Here is a 21,425-nt window from a genome sequence, read left to right as displayed (position 1 = left end):
ATCGGCCCGCGAGCAGGCGGCTTTTAGGTGAGTTTGGGCCGTTCTGTCAATGCGAATAGCCCCGAAATCATGTCCGGACCGCCCGGATCGGCTTCGGCCCGGCCGCGCGCAATTCGGCAGCGATTTCAGTGTTAAGGACCTGTTCCAGCCGGGTCAGGACCCGGGCAATGGGGGCGGCGTCGGTGACCCGGTGGTCCCAGCGGATCACGACATGGATGGTCTGGTCGCCCTCGACCACCCCATAGCTGACGATGAACGGGCCCGGCGTGATGGGATGGAGCTCGCCGCCGCCATAGGCAGCCACCGAGCTCACGGCAAAACTGCCGAACCAGTTGCCGCGCTGCCGGCCGAAATTCAGCCCGACCGCCCAGCACAGCCGCCGCAGCGGCAGCGGCAGGCGGGTGGCCCGCATGACCTTGCGGAACATGGGAACCTCTTCGACCGGGGCCGTCTTGGCACGCCGGATTTCGGCGTCCACCGCGGCCAGCGCCATGGCTTCGGGAGCCGCGATTCGCTGCGGCATCACGCATTCCTCGCCGTCTTGGACCCGGGCGATCGCCACCGACGCCACGCTATTGGGCAGCTCGTAGAGCATCGGCCAGGGCCATTTGGCGTAGACGGTGCGCAGGACCGGCTCGTCCCTGGCGACCAGGGCAAAGGCCTTGACGAACATTGCGGCCCAGCCGGAGGGCGCCATCGCTCCGGCACGCGCCTCCAGCAGGGGGCGGATATTGAGGGGGCGGGAGAGCGAGACGAATGGCACGTCCATCGACGCCCGCATGAGGTCGCAAATCAGGCGGCGCGGCAGCGAAATGGTCTTGGGCGTCCCGCGCATGGGTCTTTCGGTTCCTGCGGACTAAAATATGTGCAGTGAGCGGGTGGCCCGCTCGCCGCGTGCTCTAGCACGAACCAACCCGCCTGGGGCCGGTCGGTTTGCCGCATCAGGGCGCCGGCGAGGCCAGCGGCTTGGTCTTGTCGACGATATAAACTCCAAGCACTTTCATGGCCTTGTCGCCATGAGCCTTGGCGTCGTGCACGACGCCTGCCGGGATCTGGTAGGAATCCCCGGCTTTCAGGGTTTTCTCCGGCTGGCCGTCGATGAGGAGATTCAGCTCGCCTTCGAGCACGTAGCCGGTTTCGACCCCAGGATGGGTATGGCGTCCGGCCGCGCCGCCCGCCGGGACCTCTGCGATGGCGGTGACGGTGTTGTAGCCGTCGGGAAATTCGACCTTCTGCAGTGGGGTCCGCTTGATGCCGGTCTGCTGGGCGAAGGCCGCAACGGCGAGGCTGGTGAAGGCGAGAGCGAGCAAAGTCTTTTTGAGCATGGTTCTTCCTCCCTGGAACCGCCGACCCTAGCAGCGTCGCAGTTCCCGGCAAGGCCGCGATCGGCTCGTTCAGCGCTTGATTCCCTCGAACGCCGCCATGATGCCGCGCTGGAACAGCGACCAGTCGAAACCCAGCGCGATCGCGCGATAACCGCGGTCGACCAGGGCGTTGGCCTGGTCTGCGGTGCGGGCGACGCCGCCGATCGGCACGCCGCTTTTGAGGATGCCGGCCTCGGCGCGGGCGACCAGCTCCAGCAATTCCGGATCGTCCATCTGCCCGCGCTTGTTGATGGACGTCGCGAGATCGCCGGGGCCGATCACCGCGACGTCGATGCCCGGCGTCGCCATGATCTCGTCGATGCGATTGACGGCCTCGACATGCTCGATGGTGATCATGCAGATCATCTCGTCGTCGGCACCGGCCATGTAGTCCGGCATCGACTGGCCCCAGCGGAACGGCGCGTGGAACGGACCCCAGAGACGATCGCCGCGCGGCGGATAGCGCACGCTGCGCACCGCCTTCTCGGCTTCGGCGCGATTGGTGATCATCGGGAAATTGATGCCGAAGGCGCCGATGTCCATCGGCGCTTTCGCAAGCCACGGCTCGTTAGCCGCGATCCGCACCAGGGGCGTGCATGGCGTGCCTGTCGTGGCCGCAATCATCGCATGCGCTTCGGTCAAGCCAATCGGGCCATGCTCGAGATCGACGATGATCCAGTCGAGCGAGCGCGCCATGATCTGTACGGTCTGCACGCTCGGGATTGTCGCGATTGCGCCGAAGGCGGGGCGCCCTTCGCTCCACAATTGGCGGAGGCGATTGAGCGGCGTTGCGGGGACCGGCATGGGGATGAACCTGCGAAGATGGCGACGGCGAAACCTAGCAGCGCGCCGTCGAGGCGCAAGGTCAGACCAGTGCGCGTCCGCCGAAGAACGGCGTCAGCGTGGCCGAAAGCCCATGCACGCGGTTCGAGGTGAAGATCATCTCGGCGCCGGACTGCGCGATGCCGCCGATTTGCGCGCCGAGCAGGTCGGAGACGCGGCGGGCGATGGCGGGCGCGGGGTCAATCCATTCGACCGGCCAGGGCGCGAGCGTCTTCATCCGGTCGAGCAGCAGCGGATAGTGCGTGCAGGCGAGCACCACGGTGTCGGTGCGCGATGTCGCGTCCGCGGGATCACCGACGAAGCAGGGGGCGAGTTCGGCGAGGATGTCGCCGTCGCTGATCGGATGGCCGCTGAGCGCGGCTTCTGCCAGCGAGGCGAGCTCGGGCGAGCCGACCAATGTCACCTCGCAACCCAGCGCGAAATCGCGGATCAGCGCCTTGGTGTATTCGCGCTTCACCGTGCCCTTGGTGCCGAGCACCGAGACGCGGCGGCTCTTCGACTGCGCGCAGGCGGGCTTGATCGCCGGCACGGTGCCGACGAAGGGCAGGGAATAAGCGGCGCGCAAGTGAGATAGGACCAGGGTGGACGCCGTGTTGCAGGCGATGACGACGAGGTCAGGATCGTGCGTGCCAATCAGTTCGCCCATCAGCGGCACGACACGGGCGATGATCTCGTCCTCGCTGTGGTGGCCATAGGGGAAGAAGGCATCGTCGGCGACATAGACAAAATGCGCGTCCGGGCGCGCGGCCACGACCTCGCGGAGCACCGTGAGTCCGCCAAGGCCGGAATCGAACACCAGGATCGTCGGAGAATAGGTCACGTCGCTACCTTAAGGGCACCATGGTTACCATTCGGTTTTTGGGGCGGTTTTGCGGCGGGGCCGTTTGGGACCAATTTGGAACGATTCAATTTCACGGTTGCCGCAAGTTCCCGCTATCAGCAGCTGCGCTGCGGACGGGGACATATCCGCAAAACTCCGGAGAGCCGACATGATCAGAAATACCAGTAACGGCTGGGGCAGCGTTTCCCGGTGGCTGCACTGGATTTTGGCGCTGGCCATCCTCGCCATGATCGGCTTCGGCTGGTGGATGAACCACATCCCGGCGCGTCCCGACCGCTTCTTTTACCGCTCGATCCACGCCGATATCGGCTATGTGATCCTGCTGCTGACCGTGCTGCGCCTGGCTTGGCGCGCCGTCAACCCGACGCCCGCGATGCCGCCCGAAACCTCGCGCTGGCAGAAGATCGCGGCCCATATCAGCCACGGCGCGCTCTATCTCGTGGTCATCCTGGTCGCGATGCTGGGCTGGGCGCATTCCGGCGCGCGTACGCCGGATTATTCCGACTTCTTCGGCCTGTTTCACGTGCCGCAATTCACCTCTCCCGACCGTGCGGCGGCGGGCGCCTATGAGGACCGCCACATCCTTTTTGCCTATGTGCTGCTGGCGCTGATCGCGATTCACGTGGTCGCTGCCCTCTGGCACCACTTCATCCGCCGCGACCGCGTCGTGGCGCGGATGGTGGCGGACGAGGCGGGGTAGGTCTCGTGTCCCGGACGCGCTGCAGCGTGCAACGCTGCTGCGCAGAGCCGGGACCCAGGAGGCCACGGTACCGACCGCAACATGGGCCCCGGCTCTGCAGCGCATCACTTCGTGCTGCGCTGCGTCCGGGGCACGCGAGCAAAGTGTCAGGGCATGCTCTCTCCCCATTGTCATTGCGAGCGCAGCGAAGCAATCCAGAGTCTTTCCGCGGTCGCAGTCTGGATTGCTTCGCTGCGCTCGCAATGACGGGTTAAGATGCGGCGTCGCGGCAGGTCCAACTCACGGTCGCAGGAGACGCCATGCTCACCGTCCACCATCTCGGCAAGTCGCAATCCGAGCGCATCGTCTGGCTCTGCGAGGAACTGGGAATTCCCTACGAACTGAAGCGCTACGCGCGCGATTCCGTCACCATGCTGGCGCCGCCCGACTACAAGGCGCTGCACCCGATCGGGAGCGCGCCCGTCATCACCGACGGCGACCTCGTGCTCGCCGAGTCCGGCGCCATCGTCGATTACATCATGGCCAAATACGGCGACGGGCGCCTTGCGCTCCGTCCTGATCATCCTGATTTCGCGCAGTTCCTGTATTGGTTTCACTTCGCCAACGGCACGCTGCAGGCCGGCATGGGCCGGCTGATGATCCTGAACCGGCTCAAGCTCGCCGAGGACAATCCGATGCTGGTCGCGAGCAGAGGGCGTACCGACCGCGCCTTCGACCTGGTCGATGCACGTGCTCGCGACGCCGAATATCTGGCGGGCGAGACCTTCACCACCGCCGACATCATGATGGGCTTCTCGCTCACCACGATGCGCTACTTCCAGCCCTATGACCTGTCGCGCTGCCCGAATGTGATCAAATATCTCGGCCGCGTCGGTGCCCGCCCGGCCTACCGGCGCGCGATGGAGAAGGGCGATCCGGGAATGGCGCTGCTGCTGAGCTGAGCCGCGGCGCCGGTCACGCGATCCGGTTCGTGGTCGTTGACCGCTCGCTCGCCAGCTGCTTCTGCAAGCGGTCGATGTTTTGCAGCAGGCGCTGGCTGGTCAGCACCAGGAAGTAATAGCCGAACTGCGGGTCCTGAAAATAAATCTCGAGCAAGCGGTCATAGGTGATCGTCAGCACCTGTCCGTCCTCGACGCATTCGATCGTTCCGGTGCGCCGGTTGTCCGGCGTGAGGAAGCCGAGCTCTCCCATGAGAGCTCCGGGCCCGATCTCCACATTGATCTCCTTGACCAGGAACTTGCCGGTGACCGTGAGGAGCATCTCCTTGGCGGGATCGCCCAGTTTGAAGAGCGTATCGCCACTGCGATATCTGCGCTCGGTCATGAACGGCTTGAGCCACTCGATCGACATGTCGCCTTCGGCCGCATGGCGCGCCTTCTTGACCAGCTTGAGCATCTGCCGCAGGCGCAGGGCGTTGATCGGAAGCAGCAACAGATAGAGGAGGAAGGTCGAGACGTTGGCCGAGAGCGCGCCGAAAACGGCGAAGAATGCACAGCCGACCATGTTGGCGACGCGCAGCGGCACCATCGTCCGCATCAGGAGGGTGGCGACGAAGAAGCCGGCGCCGACCGCGGCGAACAGATTGGCCAGCGTAATGTTTTGGACAAAGATCTCCAGCAACCGGTTGAAGATCGCGTCGTAGGTGACGTTGTTGGGATCGAGGCCCATCTGGACCAGGATCTTTGCGATCCTGAGGTTGTCCGTCGCCGCATCCAGAATGCGGTCGAGGATCGAGGAAATGTCTGCGCTGCCGGACGGCATGTACTAACCCCGCGTAAGGCCTTCAGTCCTGGTCGGTATGCTCGACACGTATAGCCGAAATCGAATGACGACCGCTTGAAATGAAGCCTTCGGCCGCCATGCCGCAAGAGGCAAATTTTAGCCTGATCGGGCGTTTCGGCAATTGCCCGTTGGTTGTGCGCATGGCCGTCGCGCGCCCGTGATTCGGGCCCCCCGGGGCGCGGGCTTCGGCGTCGTGGACCGTGGCGCCCCGACGGGGCGGGGCGCAGGGCGACCAGCCTTACGGCTTGGCGGCGGGCTGCACGACCTGCTGCTCGACGAGGTCGAGGTGCCCCGGCAGCGAACCGGCGCGCAGCAGCATCGCGACGCTATTGGCTTCCTCCAGGGTGAAATTGCCGGAGATCTGGCCCGAACCGCCGGTGATGGGCTCGCGGATCACGGGGGCGGAGATCACCTTGCCGTCGAGCACGATGGCGAAGGGCCTTCCGATGTTCTCCTCGGTGACGTGGGCAAAGCGCCGCGTGCCGCGGCCGTTGAAGCGGAACGAGGCGATCGGGTCTTTCGTGCCGCTGGCAAATCCCGGGCCGGCATAGCTGATGTCGTCGCCGTCGAGCGCGCTGTCCTTGGCGACTAGGTAATGGCGCTCGTCCTTGAAGCCGGGCAGGACCTCGGTGCCCGTGGGCGGCGTGCCGGATTGCGCCTGCTCCGCCGGCATCGAGACGTCGATCAGGCGGAAGCTGACCTTGACCTTCCCGGCGAAGACCGCGGTCACGCGGGCGGGCTCCATCATACCCGGGATGAAAATGCGGATGCGATCCGTGCCATCCGGCAGGACGCCGGCGAGGTTGATGCCGGCATCCTTGAGGCGCTGCTCGATCATGGCGATGGAATCTTCGACGAGATCGCGCAGCCGGGCCGCGGATGCGGCATCGGTCGGCGCGAGCCTGACCAGTCCGTCGCCGCCATCGGTCACCGTGAGCGCATGCGACGGCAATCCCTCCGCGGCCGACGCGAGCTTGCGTGCGAGCTGTTCGCGGCCCTTGGCATCCGCGATCTTCACCTCCACGCCGGCGTCGCGGATCGCAAGACCGGAGAAGGCGATCTTGCCCTCGCGCAGGGTCTTGTAGACATCGTCGCGCAAATCCGTGACGACGCTTTCGCGCAAACCGTCGGTATCGACCTTGTAGATAATGCGCGAGCCGCCCAGCTTCTCCATCTTGTCGGCGACGAAGGCGGCGATCCTGGCACGCATCTTGTCGAACTGGCCGTCCTCGGCGAGTGCCGCGCGAGGCAGGATGATCGCCGAAATCATGACCGCTGAAGTCATGATCGCCGAGGTCACGGCGAGCGCGACAATCAGCCGTGTGACGCGATCCCGCGGGGGCGTGGTCATGATTTCCTCAAGTCTTGCGGCAGGACGCTGGCAGGGGAGTCCGATGCATGTTCTTGGTCCCCGGATCGGGCGGGGAGGTTCAATGGCCTCGAAGACGCGTGCTACGGCCGTAGCCGTTCGGCCATGGACGAACGCTCAATCATCCATCATTCTGTCCGCGCTCGATCGGCTATCGGTCGACGCCTCGCCGACCAAAATGTCAAAAGACAGGGGGCGGGGAAATGCATCTGAGGGAGGACGGAATTCCATGGCGGGCATCCACGCGCTCGATCGGTTCATCGGCAACGACTATCCGGACTTCGCGACGGACGCAGAGGTCCGGGCCTTCGAGCAGGTCCCTTACGCCGATCGCGTCGCGGCCGAGAGCACCTATGACGCCATCAGGCTCGGTGCGGCGCGCAACCCCGACGGGGCCGCGATCCAGTTCCTGCAAAACGCCGATCCGGCCGATACGCCGCTCGTGGTCACCTATCGCGATTTCGTCGCGCGCGTCACGCAGGCCGCCAACATGTTTCACGCGCTCGGCGTCGAGAAGGGCGACGTCGTCAGCTTCATGCTGCCGCTGGTGCCCGACGCCTTCGTGACGCTGTTCGGCGCCGAGGCCGCGGGCATCGCCAATCCCGTCAATCCGCTGCTTGAGCCGCACCAGATCGCGGAGATCCTTGAGGCCGCGAACACCAAGGTTCTGGTTGCGCTCGGACCGATGCCGGGCACCGACATCTGGCAGAAGGTCGAGCAGATCCGCCCGCAGCTGAAACATCTCAAGGCGATCGTGCAGGTGTTCGGCGGAGGCGATCCGGACAAGGGCATCTTCGCCTTCAACGATCTGATCAAGCAGCAGCCGTCCGACCGGCTTATCAGCGGGCGCAAGATTCCGGGTGGCGACATCGCGGCCTATTTCCACACCGGCGGCACCACCGGCACGCCGAAGCTCGTGCGGCACACCCACGCCAATCAGGTCTATCAGGCCTGGGCGCTCAATCTGCTGCTGAAGTCGAAGCCCGGCGCCAACATGCTGTTCGGCATGCCGCTATTCCACGTCGGGGGATCGCTGACGCAGGTGTTGCTGACGCTGTCCGCCGGCGGCTCATTGGTCGTGCTGTCGCCGAGCGGCTGGCGCAACCCGAATTCGGTGAAGAACATCTGGGGGCTGGTGGAGCGCTTCAAGCCCGAGGCGCTGTCGAGCGTGCCGACGGTGCTGGCGGCGACGCTTGCGGTGCCGCAAGGCAATGCGGACATCTCCAGCCTGAAATATGCCGCCGGCGGCGGCTCGGCGATTCCCGTCGCCGTCGGCTCGGCGATCCAGGAGAAGCTGAAGCTGCCGGTGGTCGAGGTCTACGGCATGACCGAGACCTCGAGCGTGCACACGCTCGCTTATCCCAGCCGGCCGATCCGGCTCGGCTCGGTCGGCCTTCCCATGCCTTACGCGCGCGTGCGCATTGTGCAGCTCGATGCTGACGGCCGCCTGATCCGCGACTGCGCAGCCGACGAGATCGGCGTCGTCATCATGGCCGGGCCCGGCGTGTTCGGCGGCTATCTCAACGACGAGCACAACAAGGGCGCGTTCGTCGACGAGGTCTGGGTCAACTCCGGCGACCTCGGACGTCTCGATGCCGACGGCTACCTCTGGATCACCGGCCGCGCCAAGGATCTCGTGATCCGCGGTGGCCACAATATCGATCCGGCGCCGATCGAAGAGATCATGTTTCGCCATCCCGCCGTCGGCTTCGCCGCCGTGGTTGGCCAGCCCGACGCCTATGCCGGTGAATTGCCGGTCGCTTATGTGCAGCTGAAGCCGGGCGCGACCATTCAGCCGGGCGAGCTCGAGTCCTGGGTGCGCGAACGCCGGAGCGCGCGGCCGTTCCGGTGCAGGTCATTCCGATCGATCCGATGCCGGTGACCGGCGTCGGCAAGGTGTTCAAGCCACAGCTGCGCTGGGATGCCGCGCAGCGCGTGTTCACCAAGGTGCTGTCGCCGATCATCGCGCGCGGCATCGACTGCAAGGTGAAGGTCGGCGCGCATGGCAGCCACGGCTCGATCGCCACTGTGACGCTCGCGGGCCTGCCGGCAGACCAGCACGAACTCGTCGCTGGCGAGGTGCACACGCTGCTCGATCCATTCGTGATGCGGCACGAGGTGGTGCAGGCGTAGGTAAGGGCACGCGAGGCTTGCGCGCCTCGCCGCGAGCGCGCATCATCCTCTCAAAAAATGGGGGGAAGCCGATGCCTGAACTCTCTCGCCGCCGTCACCTTCAACAATTGTCGGCCGTGTTCGGATCCGCTGCGCTGTCCGGATTGCCACGGCCGGTATGGGCGTCAGAGCCGGACATTCCGCCGGAGGGCATCGGCAAGGGCATCAAGCATATCTCGTACAGCGATGTCGGCGGCCGGCCCGACACCGTGCAGGTGATGTTCAACCGGCAGCACGTCTATGTCGGACACATGTTCAGCGACGGCGTGACGATCCTGGACGCATCCGATCCGCGCGCACTGAAACCGGTCAATTTCTTCACTGCCGGGCAATACACCCGCACCCACCATCTGCAGGTGGCGGAAGACCTGCTGCTGCTTGCGAACGGCGCCAACATCGTCGCGATGCAGTCCTACGACAGCATGCGCGGCTATTTCGAGAATTCGCTCGCCGACAGCATCACCAAGGCCAAGAAATTCCGCTCCGGCCTGTCGATCCACGACATCTCGAAACCGGGCGAGATGCGCGAGGTCGCGTTCCTCGAAATGCCGGGCTTCGGCATCAACCGGCTGTGGTGGCCCGGCGGCCGCTACGCCTATGTGTCGGCGCATTTCGACGGCTTCACCGACCACATCCTTTGCGTGGTCGATCTCAAGACCATCACCAAGCCGGAGATCGTCGCGAAATGGTGGCTGCCGGGCATGAACCGCGCGGCCGGCGAGCCGGCGACGCCCAAGGGCAAGCGCTTTGCGCTGCATCACATGATCACGGCGGGCGATCGCGGCTATGCCGCCTGGCGCGACGGCGGCTTCACCATCCACGACATCGGCGATCCCGCCAATCCGAAGCTGCTCTCGCACATCAACTGGTCGCCGCCCTTCGCTGGCGGCACGCATACGCCGCTGCCGCTGCCCAAGCGCCAGCTCGCCATCGTCGCGGATGAAGCCAATGCGGATCAATGCGCCAAGGGCCTGTTTCACACATTCGTGCTTGACGTGCGCGCGCCGCAAAATCCGGTGCCGATCGCGACGCTGCCGACGCCACGCGATCGCGACTTCTGTGCGAAGGGCACCTTCGGTCCGCATAATCTGCACGAGAACCGCCCCGGCTCCTTCCAGAGCGAGGAGACGATTTTCGCGACCTACAACAATGCCGGCGTCAGGGTGTTTGACGTCAGGGATCAGTTTGCGCCGAAGGAGATCGCGTATTGGGTGCCGCCGACACCGAAAAAACTCGTCGACCCCCGCCCGAACGTCGCGCTCGCAGCCAAGACCTGCGATTCCTATGTGCGGCCCGACGGGCTGATGTTCGTGTCGGACTGGAATGCCGGAATGCACGTGCTGCAATATCAGGGGTAATCGCCGCGCAGCGGGAGTCGGCGACTTGTCCGCGTGGCCACCTGTTCCGATCGGGCGACGCCTCGCCGCTACCCGCGGATCGCCGCATTGGCCCTTTCGGCCGCGCCCGTCATCGCATCCTTGGCCGATTTCGCCCCGTTGACCACTTCATTCACGCCGATCATGAAGGCGTCCAGGATCAGTCTCGATTGCGGATGGAAAAGAATCGCCTTGGCGCGGTCGACATCGGCATTCTGCAAATTGATCAGCGCCGCCTCGGCGGCCTGCGAACCGAACGCCTTCCTGAAGCCCTCGCTCGACCAGGCCGACACGCGTGTCGTCGCCAGCCCTGCTGCAGCAGTCTGCAGCGAGGTCGCCTTGCTCGTCGCCCAGAGCAGGAACAGGAAAGCCGCGCGCTTGTTTCGCGATTTGGAATTGATGCACGCCTGCCAGTGCGACATGAAGGGGACGGGGCCGCGACCAGCGAGATGCGGAAAGGTTGCAAACCCGGCCTGCTTGGCGACACGGCTTTTCGCTGGATTGGAAATGTCGGTCGCGAAGTTGCTGCTGTCGATCGCCATGGCCGTCCGCCCCTGCAGGAAGTCGTCCAGCACGTGGTACCATTCGTAGCTGCCGACGCCGGCAGGCCCGGCCTGGCCGAGCAACTGTCCGTACATCTCGACGGCCGCGATCCCCTCCGGGCTCGCGAAAACGACCCTGTTGTGCTCGACCATGGCCCCGCCGTAGGAGAACAGGAAGCCCATGGCTGGCGGGGAGGAATTGCCGCTCGCCTGGGCCCGCATCGCGATCCCCGACATCCCGTTGCCCTTGACCGCCTTGGCGGTGACAAGCAGCTCGTCGAAAGTCCGGGGTACCGGCTGGTCCTTGGCTGCCAGCGCATCGCTGTTGATGAACAGGGTCGTCGCCTCTGAGGTAATCGGGACCGCGTACCGTTCGCCGTCCGACCACAGCGGGAAGGCGCGGGCCGTCTTGAGCAGGTCGCTCTCGTCATACCAGGCGGGGTCGGTCAGCGACTTCATGGAATAATAGCCGTTCAGTGGCTCCACCCATCCGTTCGTGATGCCCTGGCCATAGGTCGTGAACATGAAGACGTCGGGCGTGCTACTGCCGCGAGCGAGCCTGATCGGCAGCGCGCCGAGGTAGGTGGTTTCCAGCTGGAAATCGATGGTGACGTTGATGCCGGTGAGGATGGTGAACTCCGGCAACAGCGGCGCGATCGCGTTCGACCACGGATGGATCGCACCCGAAAGTGCGATCGTCTGTCCCGCAAATTGCTTCCAGTCGATCGCGGCGTTGGCGTTAGCCGCAGCGGAATCCTCGGCAAAGCCCCATCGCGGCAGCGCGGTCAGGCCCGCGCCAGCCGCCCCCAGTCCCTTGATGAAACTGCGGCGGCTCGCCGGATGGCTCAATGAGTTTTCACCCTGTGCCATGATGATGCTCCTTGAATCAACCAAGGGCATTCATCCATAGCACACGCACGGTGCCGCAGTCCTGCGACATCACGGCCCGACCTCTGGCGTATCCGATGAATGTCGGGTTCCCGACCTCCTTATCCGTGCTATTGTCCCATCATGCTCTGGCGTCGGCACCAGAACACGCGCGGTCACACGAGGCAGGAGCGGCAAGCAGCTCATCACTTCATCGAGCATAGCCGCCAGGTCCTCGAAACGCTTGATCGGCTGCGGGCGATCGTCGCGGAACTGGAGACTGAAAGGCGCGGGTATCTCATGACCCTCGACCCCGCCTATCTCAAGGCCTACGGCGTCTCTGACGAAAGCGTACGGCGCGAGGCTCAGGCGCTGCAGATGTTGGTGGCGGATGATCCGTTGCAGGGCCTTCGGGCCGGACATCTGGCGCTGACCGTTACAGCCACGCTGCGCGAGATCGACGAGCTGCTGAAGACGGCCGGCACGTCCGGGCTGGCCGCGCTGGCAATGATCCGCAGCATGGACGAGATCCGCTCGCAAATCGACCAGATGGTGGATCACGAGCGCTTTCGGCTCGCCGGCCGGGAGGCGCGCGCAGAAGCATTCGAGCAACGCTGGACCTGGCTGATCGCCGGCGCCGTTGTGCTCGTCGTCGCGCTGGCCGCAGCGGCGCTGGCGCTCGCGCGGCTCGAAGCGAAACGGCGGCGGGAGGCGACCGAGGAGAACATCCAGCTCCAGAGTGATCTTGCAGCACGGGATATCAAGATCAGGCGCCTGTTCGATGCCAACATCATCGGCATCATCATCTGGGAAGTCGAGGGGCGCATTCTCGAGGCCAACGATGCCTTCCTGCGCATCGTGGGATACGACCGGGAAGATCTCGCCGCAGGGCGCCTGCATCGGACCGACCTCACGCCGCCGGAATGGCGCGACCGCGACTTGCATACCGTGGCGGAACTGAAGCGGATCGGGACGGCCCAGCCATTCGAGAAGGAGTATGTGCGGAAGGACGGAAGCCGTGTTCCGGTGCTGATCGGCGGGACCATGTTCGGAGAAGGTACGGATCATGGCGTCGGCTTTGTCCTTGATCTGACGGCTCTCAAGCGGGCGGAAGCCGAAGGCCGCGAACACGAGCGGCGCTACCGTGAAGCGCTGATGGAGCTCGCGCACGCCAATCGCGTCACCACGATGGGACAGCTAACCGCTTCGATCGCCCATGAAGTCAACCAGCCGATCGCCGCGATCGTGGCGAACGCCGAGGCCGGGCTGAATTGGCTGGAGGCGCGACCGCCAAACCTGGAGCGGGTTCGACAGACCCTCGACTGGATCACCGGTGACGGTATGCGAGCCGGCGACATCATCGGCCGGATCCGGGCGCTCATCAGGAACGCGCCCCCGCAAAAGGAGACTCTGGAGATCAACCCGGCGGTGCTTGAGGTCATCGCGCTGACACGCAGCGAAGCGTTCAAGAACGGCGTCTCGGTGCGAATGCAATTTGCCGAGGGCTTGCCGCCGATTCAGGCCGACCGGGTTCAAGTTCAGCAAGTGGTGCTCAACCTGATCGTCAACGCGATCGAGGCGATGGCCGCGGTCGGCGAGGGGGGACGGGAGTTGCTGATCAGCACCGGTCGGGATGCATCCGACGGCGTCCACGTCACCTTGCGGGATTCCGGTCCGGGGCTGGATCCGAAGAACGTGGATCGCCTGTTCGAAGCCTTCTACACCACCAAGCCCACAGGCATGGGGATGGGTCTCGCCATCTGCCGCTCGATCATCGAGGCGCACGGCGGGCGGATGTGGGCCGGCGCAAACGAGCCGCGGGGCGCCTTCTTCCAGTTCACCCTGCCTCTCGCCTCAGACGAGACCGCATCTCGTCCGCTGGAGGCGGATGAGCCAACGGGCCAACGCTCTGCGGCTCGATGACGGGCTCCGCGTGGCGTGGCCCTTTGGCGCGAATGGCGCCGGGGCCACGGCTCCCGCGAAGCGGCGCTAGCCCGCCGGCATCCGCGTCTCTACCAGGCGAGCCCAGTAGGAGGCGCCGTGGCCGAGGATGTTGTCGTTGAAGACATAGGCCGGGTGATGGCACTCGTTGCCGTCGCCCATGCCGACCAGGATCATCGCGCCGGGACGTGCTTCCAGCATGAACGAGAAGTCCTCGGCGCCCATCATCGGGATGAACTTGTCGTTGACACGCTCGGCACCGACGATGTCGCGGGCGACGTCGGCGGCAAGGCCGGCCTCGCGCGCATGGTTCATCGTCACCGGATACATCCGCGTATACTTGGTCTCGGCCGAGCCGCCATAGGCACGGGCGACGCTCTCGGCGACCTCGCCGATGCGGCGCTCGACGAGATCGCGCACTTCAGGATCGAGCGTGCGGACGGTGCCGCCGAGCTCGGCGACTTCAGGGATAATGTTGAAGGCCGTGCCGGAGTGGAATTGCGTGATCGAGATGACGGCGGACTTCAGCGGATCGACGTTGCGCGCGACGATTGACTGCAGCGCGTTGACGATCTGCGAGCCGATCAGCACGCTGTCGACGGATTTGTGCGGACCGGCGCCGGCGTGGCCGCCCTTGCCGTGGACGGTGATCTGGATGTTGTCGGACGAGGCCAGCATCGCGCCGGGCGTGGTCGCGAAATGGCCCTCGGGCAGGCCCGGCATGTTGTGCATGCCGTAGACCTCCTGGATGTTCCAGCGCGTCATCAAGCCGTCCTCGACCATGGCCTTGCCGCCGCCGCCGCCTTCTTCCGCAGGCTGGAAGATCATGATCGCGGTGCCGTCGAAATTGCGCGTCTCGGCGAGATATTTGGCGGCACCGAGCAGCATGGCGGTGTGGCCGTCATGGCCGCAGGCGTGCATCTTGCCGGGAACCTTGGAGGCGTAGGCGACGCCCGACGTCTCCATGATCGGCAGCGCGTCCATGTCGGCACGCAGCCCGATGGTCTTGCCGGAGGCCGACTTGCGGCCGCGGATCACGCCGACGACGCCCGTGCGGCCGATGCCCGTCACCACCTCGTCGCAGCCGAATTCGCGCAAGCGATCGGCGACGATGCCGGCGGTGCGATGGACCTCGTAGAGCAGCTCCGGGTTCTCATGGAAGTCATGGCGCCAGGCGGCCATTTCGTCGGAGAGGGCGGCAACGCGGTTGACGATGGGCATGAGGGGATCCGTTTCTTGTTCGTGGGGTGGGTTAGCGTAGCGTAACTCACCGCCGTGTCACGAGGAATGGTGGGTGATGCCTGCGGCTAACCACCCGGCAGCTTCTGCGGACGCGCGCTCAGCTCTCGCCGAACACGCGCTTGAAGATCGTGTCGACATGCTTGAGGTGATAGCCGAGGTCGAACTGCTCCTCGATCTCGGCGTCGGTGAGATACTTCTTCACTTCAGCGTCCTTCTTCAGGAGCTGGAGGAAGTCGCCTTCGCCGCGCCAGACCGGCATGGCGTTGCGCTGCACCAGCTTGTAGGCGTCCTCGCGGCTTGCGCCCTTCTGGGTCAGCGCCAGTAGCACGCGCTGCGAATGCACGAGGCCGCCGAGGCGGTCGAGGTTCTTCTGCATGTTGGCGGGGTACACCAGCAGCTTGTCGATCAGGCCGGCGAGGCGCACCAGCGCGAAGTCGAGCGTCACGGTGGCATCCGGGCCCATCATGCGCTCTGCGGAGGAGTGCGAGATGTCGCGCTCGTGCCAGAGCACGACGTTTTCCAGCGCCGGCGTCACATAGGCGCGCACCATGCGGGAGAGGCCGGTGAGGTTTTCCGACAGCACCGGGTTGCGCTTGTGCGGCATCGCGGACGAGCCTTTCTGCCCTTCGGAGAAGAACTCTTCGGCCTCCAGCACCTCGGTGCGCTGCATGTGGCGGATCTCCACGGCAATGCGCTCGACCGAGGAGGCGATCACGCCAAGCGTCGAGAAATACATCGCATGGTGGTCGCGCGGGATGACCTGAGTGGAGATCGGCTCGGGGACGAGGCCCATCGCCTTGGCGACGTGCTCTTCGACGCGCGGGTCGATCTGGGCGAAGGTGCCGACGGCGCCGGAGATGGCGCAGGTCGCGACTTCCTTGCGCGCCGCGATCAGGCGCTCCTTGGCGCGGGTGAATTCGGCATAGGCATAAGCGAGCTTGAGGCCGAAGGTCACAGGCTCGGCGTGGATGCCGTGGCTGCGGCCGATGGTCGGCGTCATCTTGTGCTCGAAGGCGCGCTTCTTGAGTGCGGCCAGCACCTTGTCGAGATCGGCAAGCAGGAGGTCGGCGGCGCGGGCGAGCTGGACGTTGAGGCAGGTGTCGAGCACGTCCGAGGACGTCATGCCCTGGTGTACGAAGCGCGCCTCGGGGCCGACGATTTCGGCAAGGTGGGTCAGGAAGGCGATGACGTCGTGCTTGGTCTCGCGCTCGATCTCATCGATGCGGGCGACGTCGAAAGTGGCGTCCTTGGCCTTGGCCCATACCGTCTTGGCGGCCTCTTTGGGGATGGTCCCGAGTTCGGCGAGGGCGTCCGCCGCGTGCGCCTCGATCTCGAACCAGATCTTGAACCGGGTCTGCGGCTCCCAGATCGAGGCCATTTCCGGGCGGGTATAGCGGGGGATCATCAGACTGCTCCAGGAAGGTGGGCGGGCGGCCCAAGGGGGCGGCGACCGGCCAAAATGCTTTTTACGCCGTGATTTAGCAGAGCGGGCAGGGCGAAACAAACGATCTGGACACCCCAGGCGAGGGGGATCGGCGAGCTATCCACCGCCCCAGGAACTAGCCCAGGTCGAGGAGACGCCGCCCGCAAAAATTAACTGTCAATCACGGATCATTGACTGACAGATATTGAAATCTGTCAGCGGGACGTGTATATCCGTTCTCGGACGCTCCGATTGGGCGTCCCGCGGCGACCCGCCCGGGGAGCCCGAGGTCCGAAACACTTGCGGATCGCGGGACATAAGGAGGTGGGGACCGCGGACGAATGGAGACTTAAGACAATGACGACCGAAATCATCAACTTCACCGGAACGATTGGGCATTGGCTCAATTTACTGGTTGCGCGCCAGATCGCGGCGCAGGCTGCAAAACTGCCTCATTAAGGCGAGAGCTTTCCGAAACGACCGGCACGGGCGCTTCGGAAGCAGCTCCATCGCCGGGTAACTGAGCCCTCAACGGGAACATGGTGCTGGCATGAATGAAGCCGTGATCTTGACGCCGGAGCGGATCCTCGAAGTCACCGAGGACGTTCTGCGACGTTACGGACTTGCCAAGGCCACCGTGGTTGACGTTGCCCGTGCGCTCGATGTGAGCCACGGCAGCGTCTATCGCCATTTCCCGAGCAAGGCCTCGCTGCGCGAGGCCGTCGCCAAACGCTGGCTGGATCGCATCGACGCGCCGTTGCTGGCGATCGCCGAGGAGCAGGGGCCGGCGCCGGCGCGACTCGACCGCTGGCTGCGCACGCTGTTCGCCGCCAAGCGCTCGCGTGTGCTCGACGATCCCGAGATGTTCGACACCTATCTGACGCTGGCGCGCGAGGCTTGCGCCGCCGTCAAGTGCCACAAGGACACCATGATCGACCAGATCGCGTCGATCCTGACCGACGGCGTGAAGCAGGGCGTGTTCGAGGTGGGCGACGTCAAGGCCACCGCCCGCGCCATCTTCGATGCCACCGTCCGCTTTCACCACCCGGCCCACGCCGACGAGTGGAAGGATGCCGACCTGCCCGCCCGTGTCGATGCGACCCTGGCGCTGGTGCTGCGCGGGTTGAAGGCGGCCTAGACCGACACGGTCCCGCCAAAGCGTGTAACCGTCGATTCAGCCTTTCGCCTTGTGCAAAAGGGCCTCCTCGCGAAGGGCAGGCGAGTGGGTCGATTGCCTTCCGTTGGCGGATGGGACTACCGGCGGGCTCTCCGGATATGTGTTCACCGCGATTTCGACAGCGTCCTTCGACCGCTTCCGAATGCGGTAGAATGTAAGCTCCTGGTCGAGTGCGGGGCAGCGGAAGTGGACGACGGCCGTATCCGGCAAGCGGCAGAGTTCGTCGATGAGCTCGCCCACGGTGAGGAGCGGAGGATCGACGACCGTTCGGTGCATGGCCTTACTCATGGCGCAACTCCTTCACTCTGCTGCTAACCAAAGCGCGACGGTGTCGGTTCCATTCCGCTCGCCTCACGCGCTGGATAAAGGCGCGAACTGCGCGCCGCCGCGCTAGAGCGCGGATCCCGACCGCTGGCCGCGAGACCGCAAGATGCCGAACGGGTCTTCGCGCCCGGCCAGTTTCCGATATGTCGCAAGGTCGTCAAGCGTTGGACCTTCCCCGCGTCGGACATTCCCACTCGTTCCAACCGGAATCGACGTGCCGAGGCCGGCATAAAGATAGCTGTCGCCGAACGCCTTCTTGAGCGCGGCAAAAGTCGGTTCACCGGTGCAATGTCCCGGTGCTACGGTGTCGACCTTGAACCTGTCCTTCAGAGCGGTAACGACTTTCGCGATTGCCTCGTCAGGCGCCACGACCAGATGAAATCCGCCCACGATGAGATGAATCTTGGGATTGATCCCGGTCGCCGCTTCGACAATGCGCTCGATCCCGGGGTGCGAACAACCGACCAGAAGGACTACGCCTTCTGCGGTGTTGACGGCCAGAGACAGCTCCTTGAGCTCTCTTGTCCCGGGCGCGTCGGAGATCAGCGAAATCAGCGTAATCCCAGGAGCAATCTCGGTCGTCTGATCGATCAGTTCGAAGTTTGCGGTGGCCCATGCCGAGCCGAACTTCATCACCGCTGGGGGCTTGCCTCCGTAGTACCGCATCTCCGGTGGCAGGGCCTCGTCTTTCCGGAAGAAGGTGGAAGGCAGCGAAGAGCCGTAGATGCCAAATCCTTCCTTCGGCGCGTAGATCTTGACGGTCGGATTGACGCTCAGGACGTAGGACAAGCCCGCCATATGATCGGAGTGGCGGTGCGAAAGAACGACAAAGTCGAGGTCCGAGAGGTTGACGCCCCTGGCCTTCACGTTTGCCGCGAAGATCTCGGGGTCGTTACCCGTGTCGAACAGGATGCGTTTTCCCGCGACTTCGACAAGGGCGGAAAAACCCCAGTCCTTTGTCATCGCGTCATTTGTGCCGAAGGCGTCATAAAGAATGGTGATCTGGTCTTTCGCGTCGGCTGCTGCGCTCTCGGTGGTTCCGGTCGCGAAAACGTTGAAGGCGATCAGTGCGGCAAGAAGACTGTCCCTGATGTTCATGGAAGCGTCTCCTGTTGTCATGCAAAACATACAACGGGAACGAGGGCGGCTTCGAAAGAGCCGGGAGGCTCGCGTCAAGATCGGAGCCCAACAGACATCCACCGGCGGTCTCGTGCCGGATGCCGTGGCTGCGATCGAGCCTAGCACAATCCGAGAGCGACTGGAGACCTTCGTTGGGGCGGCCGGCCGGAACCAGATAGGCGTCCAGCCGCCAAGCTCTAGATCCTCGTCAGCCCGCAGCTCGCTGCCAGCCGCACGAGTTGCGCGTCGGTGCGCGCGCCGGTCTTGGTCTTGATCAAATAGTGATAGTTCTGCACCGTCTTGACGCTGAGATTGAGATGAGCAGCAATCTGCTCAGTCGTCGCGCCGCCGGCGAATTGGCGCAGGATCTCGATCTCGCGCTCACCCAGTTGGTCCAGCGCCGAGCCCGCCGACAGGCTGTCCTCGGCCAAAATGTGCGCGATGTCGTCGCTCATGGCGCGCTCGCCGCGCGCAACGCTGCGGATCGCGGTGACGACCACGGAGGGTTCGCTGCTCTTGGTGACGAAGCCGCTGGCTCCGGCGCTGAAGGCGGCTTTCACCAGCACGGCCTCGTTGTGCATCGTGAAGACGAGGATGCGCGCCCGCGGGCTGCGCGCGCGGATGTTGCGGATCGCCTCCAGCCCGCTCGCGCCGGGCATCGAGATATCCAGCAGGACGACATCAGGGTCGTGCGCCTTGAAGGCGCCGTAGGCGTCGGCCGCGTTGTCGGCCTCCGCCACGACATGGAGATCGCCCTGGCTCTCCAGCACGCGCCGGTAGCCTTGCCGGACGATCGGATGGTCGTCGACCAGCAGCACGGAGATGCCTGTTGCCGCGACCTCGCTCATGTCGGCCTCACGCTGCGAGCGGGATGGTGGCGGCGACGCTGAGGCCTCCTCGCGCAGGCAGGATCGACAGCGATCCGCCGGCCGCCGCGACCCGCTCGCGGATGCCGGTGAGACCGAAGCCGGTCGACTGCGCCACGCGTGCCGCGTCGCCGCCGCCGTCGTCCTCGACACGGATCAGTAACGCGTCGTCGTCACCGGCGCGCCGCTCGATGCGCAAGGAGATTTCGCGCGCCGAGCTGTGGCGCAGTGCGTTGGTCAGGCATTCCTGCGCCACGCGATAGGCGGTGGTGGCGGCCGGGCCGCTGATGTCGGTGAGGTCGCCCCTGAGATCGAGCCGGATGGTCGGCTGCGCTGCGCTTTGCGAGCGCCAGCTATCCACCAAATTGACCAGGCTGGCCTCGAGCCCAAGCTCCTCGGGGAGGGGATTGCGCAGGCGTTTGAGCGCATCGCGCAGCGAGGCCATCAGATGATGGGTGGCCTGCGAGATCATGCGTGCGTCCTGCGCGATTCCGTTATCCTTGCTCTCCTTCGCGCTTGCTGTCTCGATCGTGTTGGCGAAGGCGAGGATGGCGGAGAGATTTTGGCCGAACTCGTCGTGCAGCTCGCGGGCGAGCGCGCGGCGTTCGTCGTCACGGATCTCGATCAGCCGCCTTGTCAGCGCCGCGCGCTGTTCGGTGGCTTCCTCCAGCCGGCCGCCGAGCTCGCCGACGGCGCTGCCGATCATCGCCAGCTCCATGGAGCGGAAGCGCGGCAGTTTCGTGCGATACTGGCCCCGCGCCATGCGCTGGAGCGCGGCGACGATGGTGCGCGCCGGCGCCAGCGCGTGCGCGATGGCAAGCGACGCCAAGAGCGCGATCGCCGCCGCCATCAGAAGCGCGACATCAACCACGTTGAGGAGATACTCCCAGGCAAGCGAGATGGCCGCTGCGGCATCCGGCGTCGCGACGACCGTTCCGGCGGCTGCCGCGCGGGGACTGACGGGCCTTATCACTTCGGCGTGGCTGCCGAGGAAGATGGGTACGATCGCGGTGAACCAGTGCGGCGGCGTCTTGCCTAGCCCCACGCTCTGGCCGCACAGCGGCCTTTCGAATGCGATGGCCGGCTGGAACTCGACGCAGACGCCGGGCGAGATCAGCTTCATCGTCTCCAGGGTGCGCCACTCCGGAACCGGCAAGAGCTGCTCGCGCGTTCTGCTGCTGCGCAACAAGAACTCGTGCCAGTACAGCGCCTGAAGCGCCTGCGCGACCCGCTGCGCCGAGGCCGCGGTCGCCCGTTCGACGTTGCGATAGGCGTCGAACGTGGCCCAGACGGTCGCAGCGCCAAGGCAGAGCGCGACGATGAGAAGCAGACGGGCGACAAGCTGAAGCACGAGGCGCATGCGATCACCCTCAACGTTTGGTAAGGTCAGCCTAACAACGCCGCCGCGCCTTGCCAATTGCGGGGTTGGGGCCGGATTGCAGCTCGGGCAAATTTCCCAAGCCGGATTGGGCATGGC

At 65.0% G+C, this 21,425-nt stretch carries 18 protein-coding genes and 1 pseudogene; 6 read left to right on the top strand and 13 right to left on the bottom strand.

Going from position 1 to position 21,425, the window contains the following annotated elements; genetic code table 11:
• Positions 1–67: 67 nt before the first annotated feature.
• The 4 genes from J4G43_RS34110 to murI all read right to left on the bottom strand — a co-directional run bounded on the left by J4G43_RS34110 (position 68) and on the right by murI (position 3,027).
• Positions 68–835, bottom strand: a complete 768-nt coding sequence (locus J4G43_RS34110; RefSeq protein WP_208087607.1) for an acyltransferase — start codon at positions 833–835, stop codon at positions 68–70.
• 106 nt (positions 836–941) lie between these two features.
• The gene (locus tag J4G43_RS34105; RefSeq protein WP_085404308.1) at positions 942–1,325 is read right to left on the bottom strand and encodes a cupin domain-containing protein; all 384 of its coding nucleotides are present in this window, start codon (positions 1,323–1,325) and stop codon (positions 942–944) included.
• A 69-nt stretch (positions 1,326–1,394) separates the two neighbouring features.
• Positions 1,395–2,168, bottom strand: coding sequence for an HpcH/HpaI aldolase family protein (locus tag J4G43_RS34100; protein WP_028147477.1), 774 nt, complete (start codon positions 2,166–2,168; stop codon positions 1,395–1,397).
• Positions 2,169–2,229: 61 nt separating this feature from the next.
• Complete coding sequence (gene murI / locus J4G43_RS34095; protein WP_208087606.1) at positions 2,230–3,027, bottom strand: glutamate racemase; 798 nt, start codon at positions 3,025–3,027, stop codon at positions 2,230–2,232.
• A gap of 169 nt (positions 3,028–3,196) precedes the next feature.
• Here murI and J4G43_RS34090 point away from each other — a divergent pair, with 169 nt between their 5' ends.
• The gene (locus J4G43_RS34090) at positions 3,197–3,748 is read left to right on the top strand and encodes a cytochrome b (protein WP_208087605.1); all 552 of its coding nucleotides are present in this window, start codon (positions 3,197–3,199) and stop codon (positions 3,746–3,748) included.
• A gap of 299 nt (positions 3,749–4,047) precedes the next feature.
• Positions 4,048–4,689, top strand: a complete 642-nt coding sequence (locus J4G43_RS34085; protein ID WP_208087604.1) for a glutathione S-transferase family protein — start codon at positions 4,048–4,050, stop codon at positions 4,687–4,689.
• A gap of 13 nt (positions 4,690–4,702) precedes the next feature.
• On the opposite strand, the gene J4G43_RS34080 is transcribed toward J4G43_RS34085, so the two are convergent.
• Both J4G43_RS34080 and J4G43_RS34075 read right to left on the bottom strand, forming a co-directional pair.
• Positions 4,703–5,509, bottom strand: coding sequence for a Crp/Fnr family transcriptional regulator (locus J4G43_RS34080; RefSeq protein WP_071912420.1), 807 nt, complete (start codon positions 5,507–5,509; stop codon positions 4,703–4,705).
• A gap of 259 nt (positions 5,510–5,768) precedes the next feature.
• On the bottom strand, positions 5,769–6,881 hold the full coding sequence (locus tag J4G43_RS34075) for a SecDF P1 head subdomain-containing protein (RefSeq protein ID WP_208087603.1): 1,113 nt from the start codon (positions 6,879–6,881) through the stop codon (positions 5,769–5,771).
• A 247-nt stretch (positions 6,882–7,128) separates the two neighbouring features.
• Between J4G43_RS34075 and J4G43_RS34070 the strand changes: the two are divergent.
• Both J4G43_RS34070 and J4G43_RS34065 read left to right on the top strand, forming a co-directional pair.
• A pseudogene (locus tag J4G43_RS34070) lies at positions 7,129–9,032 on the top strand (acyl-CoA synthetase).
• Between the two features lie 71 nt (positions 9,033–9,103).
• Complete coding sequence (locus tag J4G43_RS34065) at positions 9,104–10,429, top strand: LVIVD repeat-containing protein (protein ID WP_208087602.1); 1,326 nt, start codon at positions 9,104–9,106, stop codon at positions 10,427–10,429.
• 68 nt (positions 10,430–10,497) lie between these two features.
• Here J4G43_RS34065 and J4G43_RS34060 read toward each other — a convergent pair whose 3' ends face one another.
• Positions 10,498–11,859, bottom strand: coding sequence for an ABC transporter substrate-binding protein (locus tag J4G43_RS34060; RefSeq protein WP_208087601.1), 1,362 nt, complete (start codon positions 11,857–11,859; stop codon positions 10,498–10,500).
• Positions 11,860–12,000: 141 nt separating this feature from the next.
• On the opposite strand from J4G43_RS34060, the gene J4G43_RS34050 reads away from it, so the two are divergent.
• Positions 12,001–13,779 (top strand): ATP-binding protein, encoded by a 1,779-nt coding sequence (locus J4G43_RS34050; RefSeq protein ID WP_321576283.1) that lies wholly within the window; start codon positions 12,001–12,003, stop codon positions 13,777–13,779.
• 66 nt (positions 13,780–13,845) lie between these two features.
• Here J4G43_RS34050 and J4G43_RS34045 read toward each other — a convergent pair whose 3' ends face one another.
• Both J4G43_RS34045 and purB read right to left on the bottom strand, forming a co-directional pair.
• Complete coding sequence (locus J4G43_RS34045; protein ID WP_085404318.1) at positions 13,846–15,018, bottom strand: M20 aminoacylase family protein; 1,173 nt, start codon at positions 15,016–15,018, stop codon at positions 13,846–13,848.
• Between the two features lie 118 nt (positions 15,019–15,136).
• Positions 15,137–16,444 (bottom strand): adenylosuccinate lyase, encoded by a 1,308-nt coding sequence (gene purB, locus J4G43_RS34040; protein ID WP_208087599.1) that lies wholly within the window; start codon positions 16,442–16,444, stop codon positions 15,137–15,139.
• Between the two features lie 568 nt (positions 16,445–17,012).
• On the opposite strand from purB, the gene J4G43_RS34035 reads away from it, so the two are divergent.
• Entirely contained in the window at positions 17,013–17,600 is a 588-nt protein-coding gene (locus tag J4G43_RS34035) for a TetR/AcrR family transcriptional regulator (protein WP_028158450.1), read from the top strand.
• Positions 17,601–17,636: 36 nt separating this feature from the next.
• On the opposite strand, the gene J4G43_RS34030 is transcribed toward J4G43_RS34035, so the two are convergent.
• The 4 genes from J4G43_RS34030 to J4G43_RS34015 form a co-directional block, all read right to left on the bottom strand.
• Complete coding sequence (locus J4G43_RS34030) at positions 17,637–17,927, bottom strand: hypothetical protein (RefSeq protein ID WP_071912433.1); 291 nt, start codon at positions 17,925–17,927, stop codon at positions 17,637–17,639.
• A 102-nt stretch (positions 17,928–18,029) separates the two neighbouring features.
• Positions 18,030–19,061, bottom strand: a complete 1,032-nt coding sequence (locus tag J4G43_RS34025) for an MBL fold metallo-hydrolase (protein ID WP_208089489.1) — start codon at positions 19,059–19,061, stop codon at positions 18,030–18,032.
• Positions 19,062–19,279: 218 nt separating this feature from the next.
• Positions 19,280–19,930 (bottom strand): response regulator, encoded by a 651-nt coding sequence (locus tag J4G43_RS34020; protein ID WP_208087598.1) that lies wholly within the window; start codon positions 19,928–19,930, stop codon positions 19,280–19,282.
• 7 nt (positions 19,931–19,937) lie between these two features.
• Complete coding sequence (locus J4G43_RS34015) at positions 19,938–21,308, bottom strand: sensor histidine kinase (protein WP_208087597.1); 1,371 nt, start codon at positions 21,306–21,308, stop codon at positions 19,938–19,940.
• Positions 21,309–21,425 lie beyond the last annotated feature (117 nt).

The sequence above is a fragment of the Bradyrhizobium barranii subsp. barranii genome (genome assembly GCF_017565645.3).
Classification (GTDB): domain Bacteria; phylum Pseudomonadota; class Alphaproteobacteria; order Rhizobiales; family Xanthobacteraceae; genus Bradyrhizobium; species Bradyrhizobium barranii.
The sequence above is the reverse complement of the archived record's forward strand: the minus strand, read 5'-3'. Positions and strand labels throughout refer to the sequence as shown.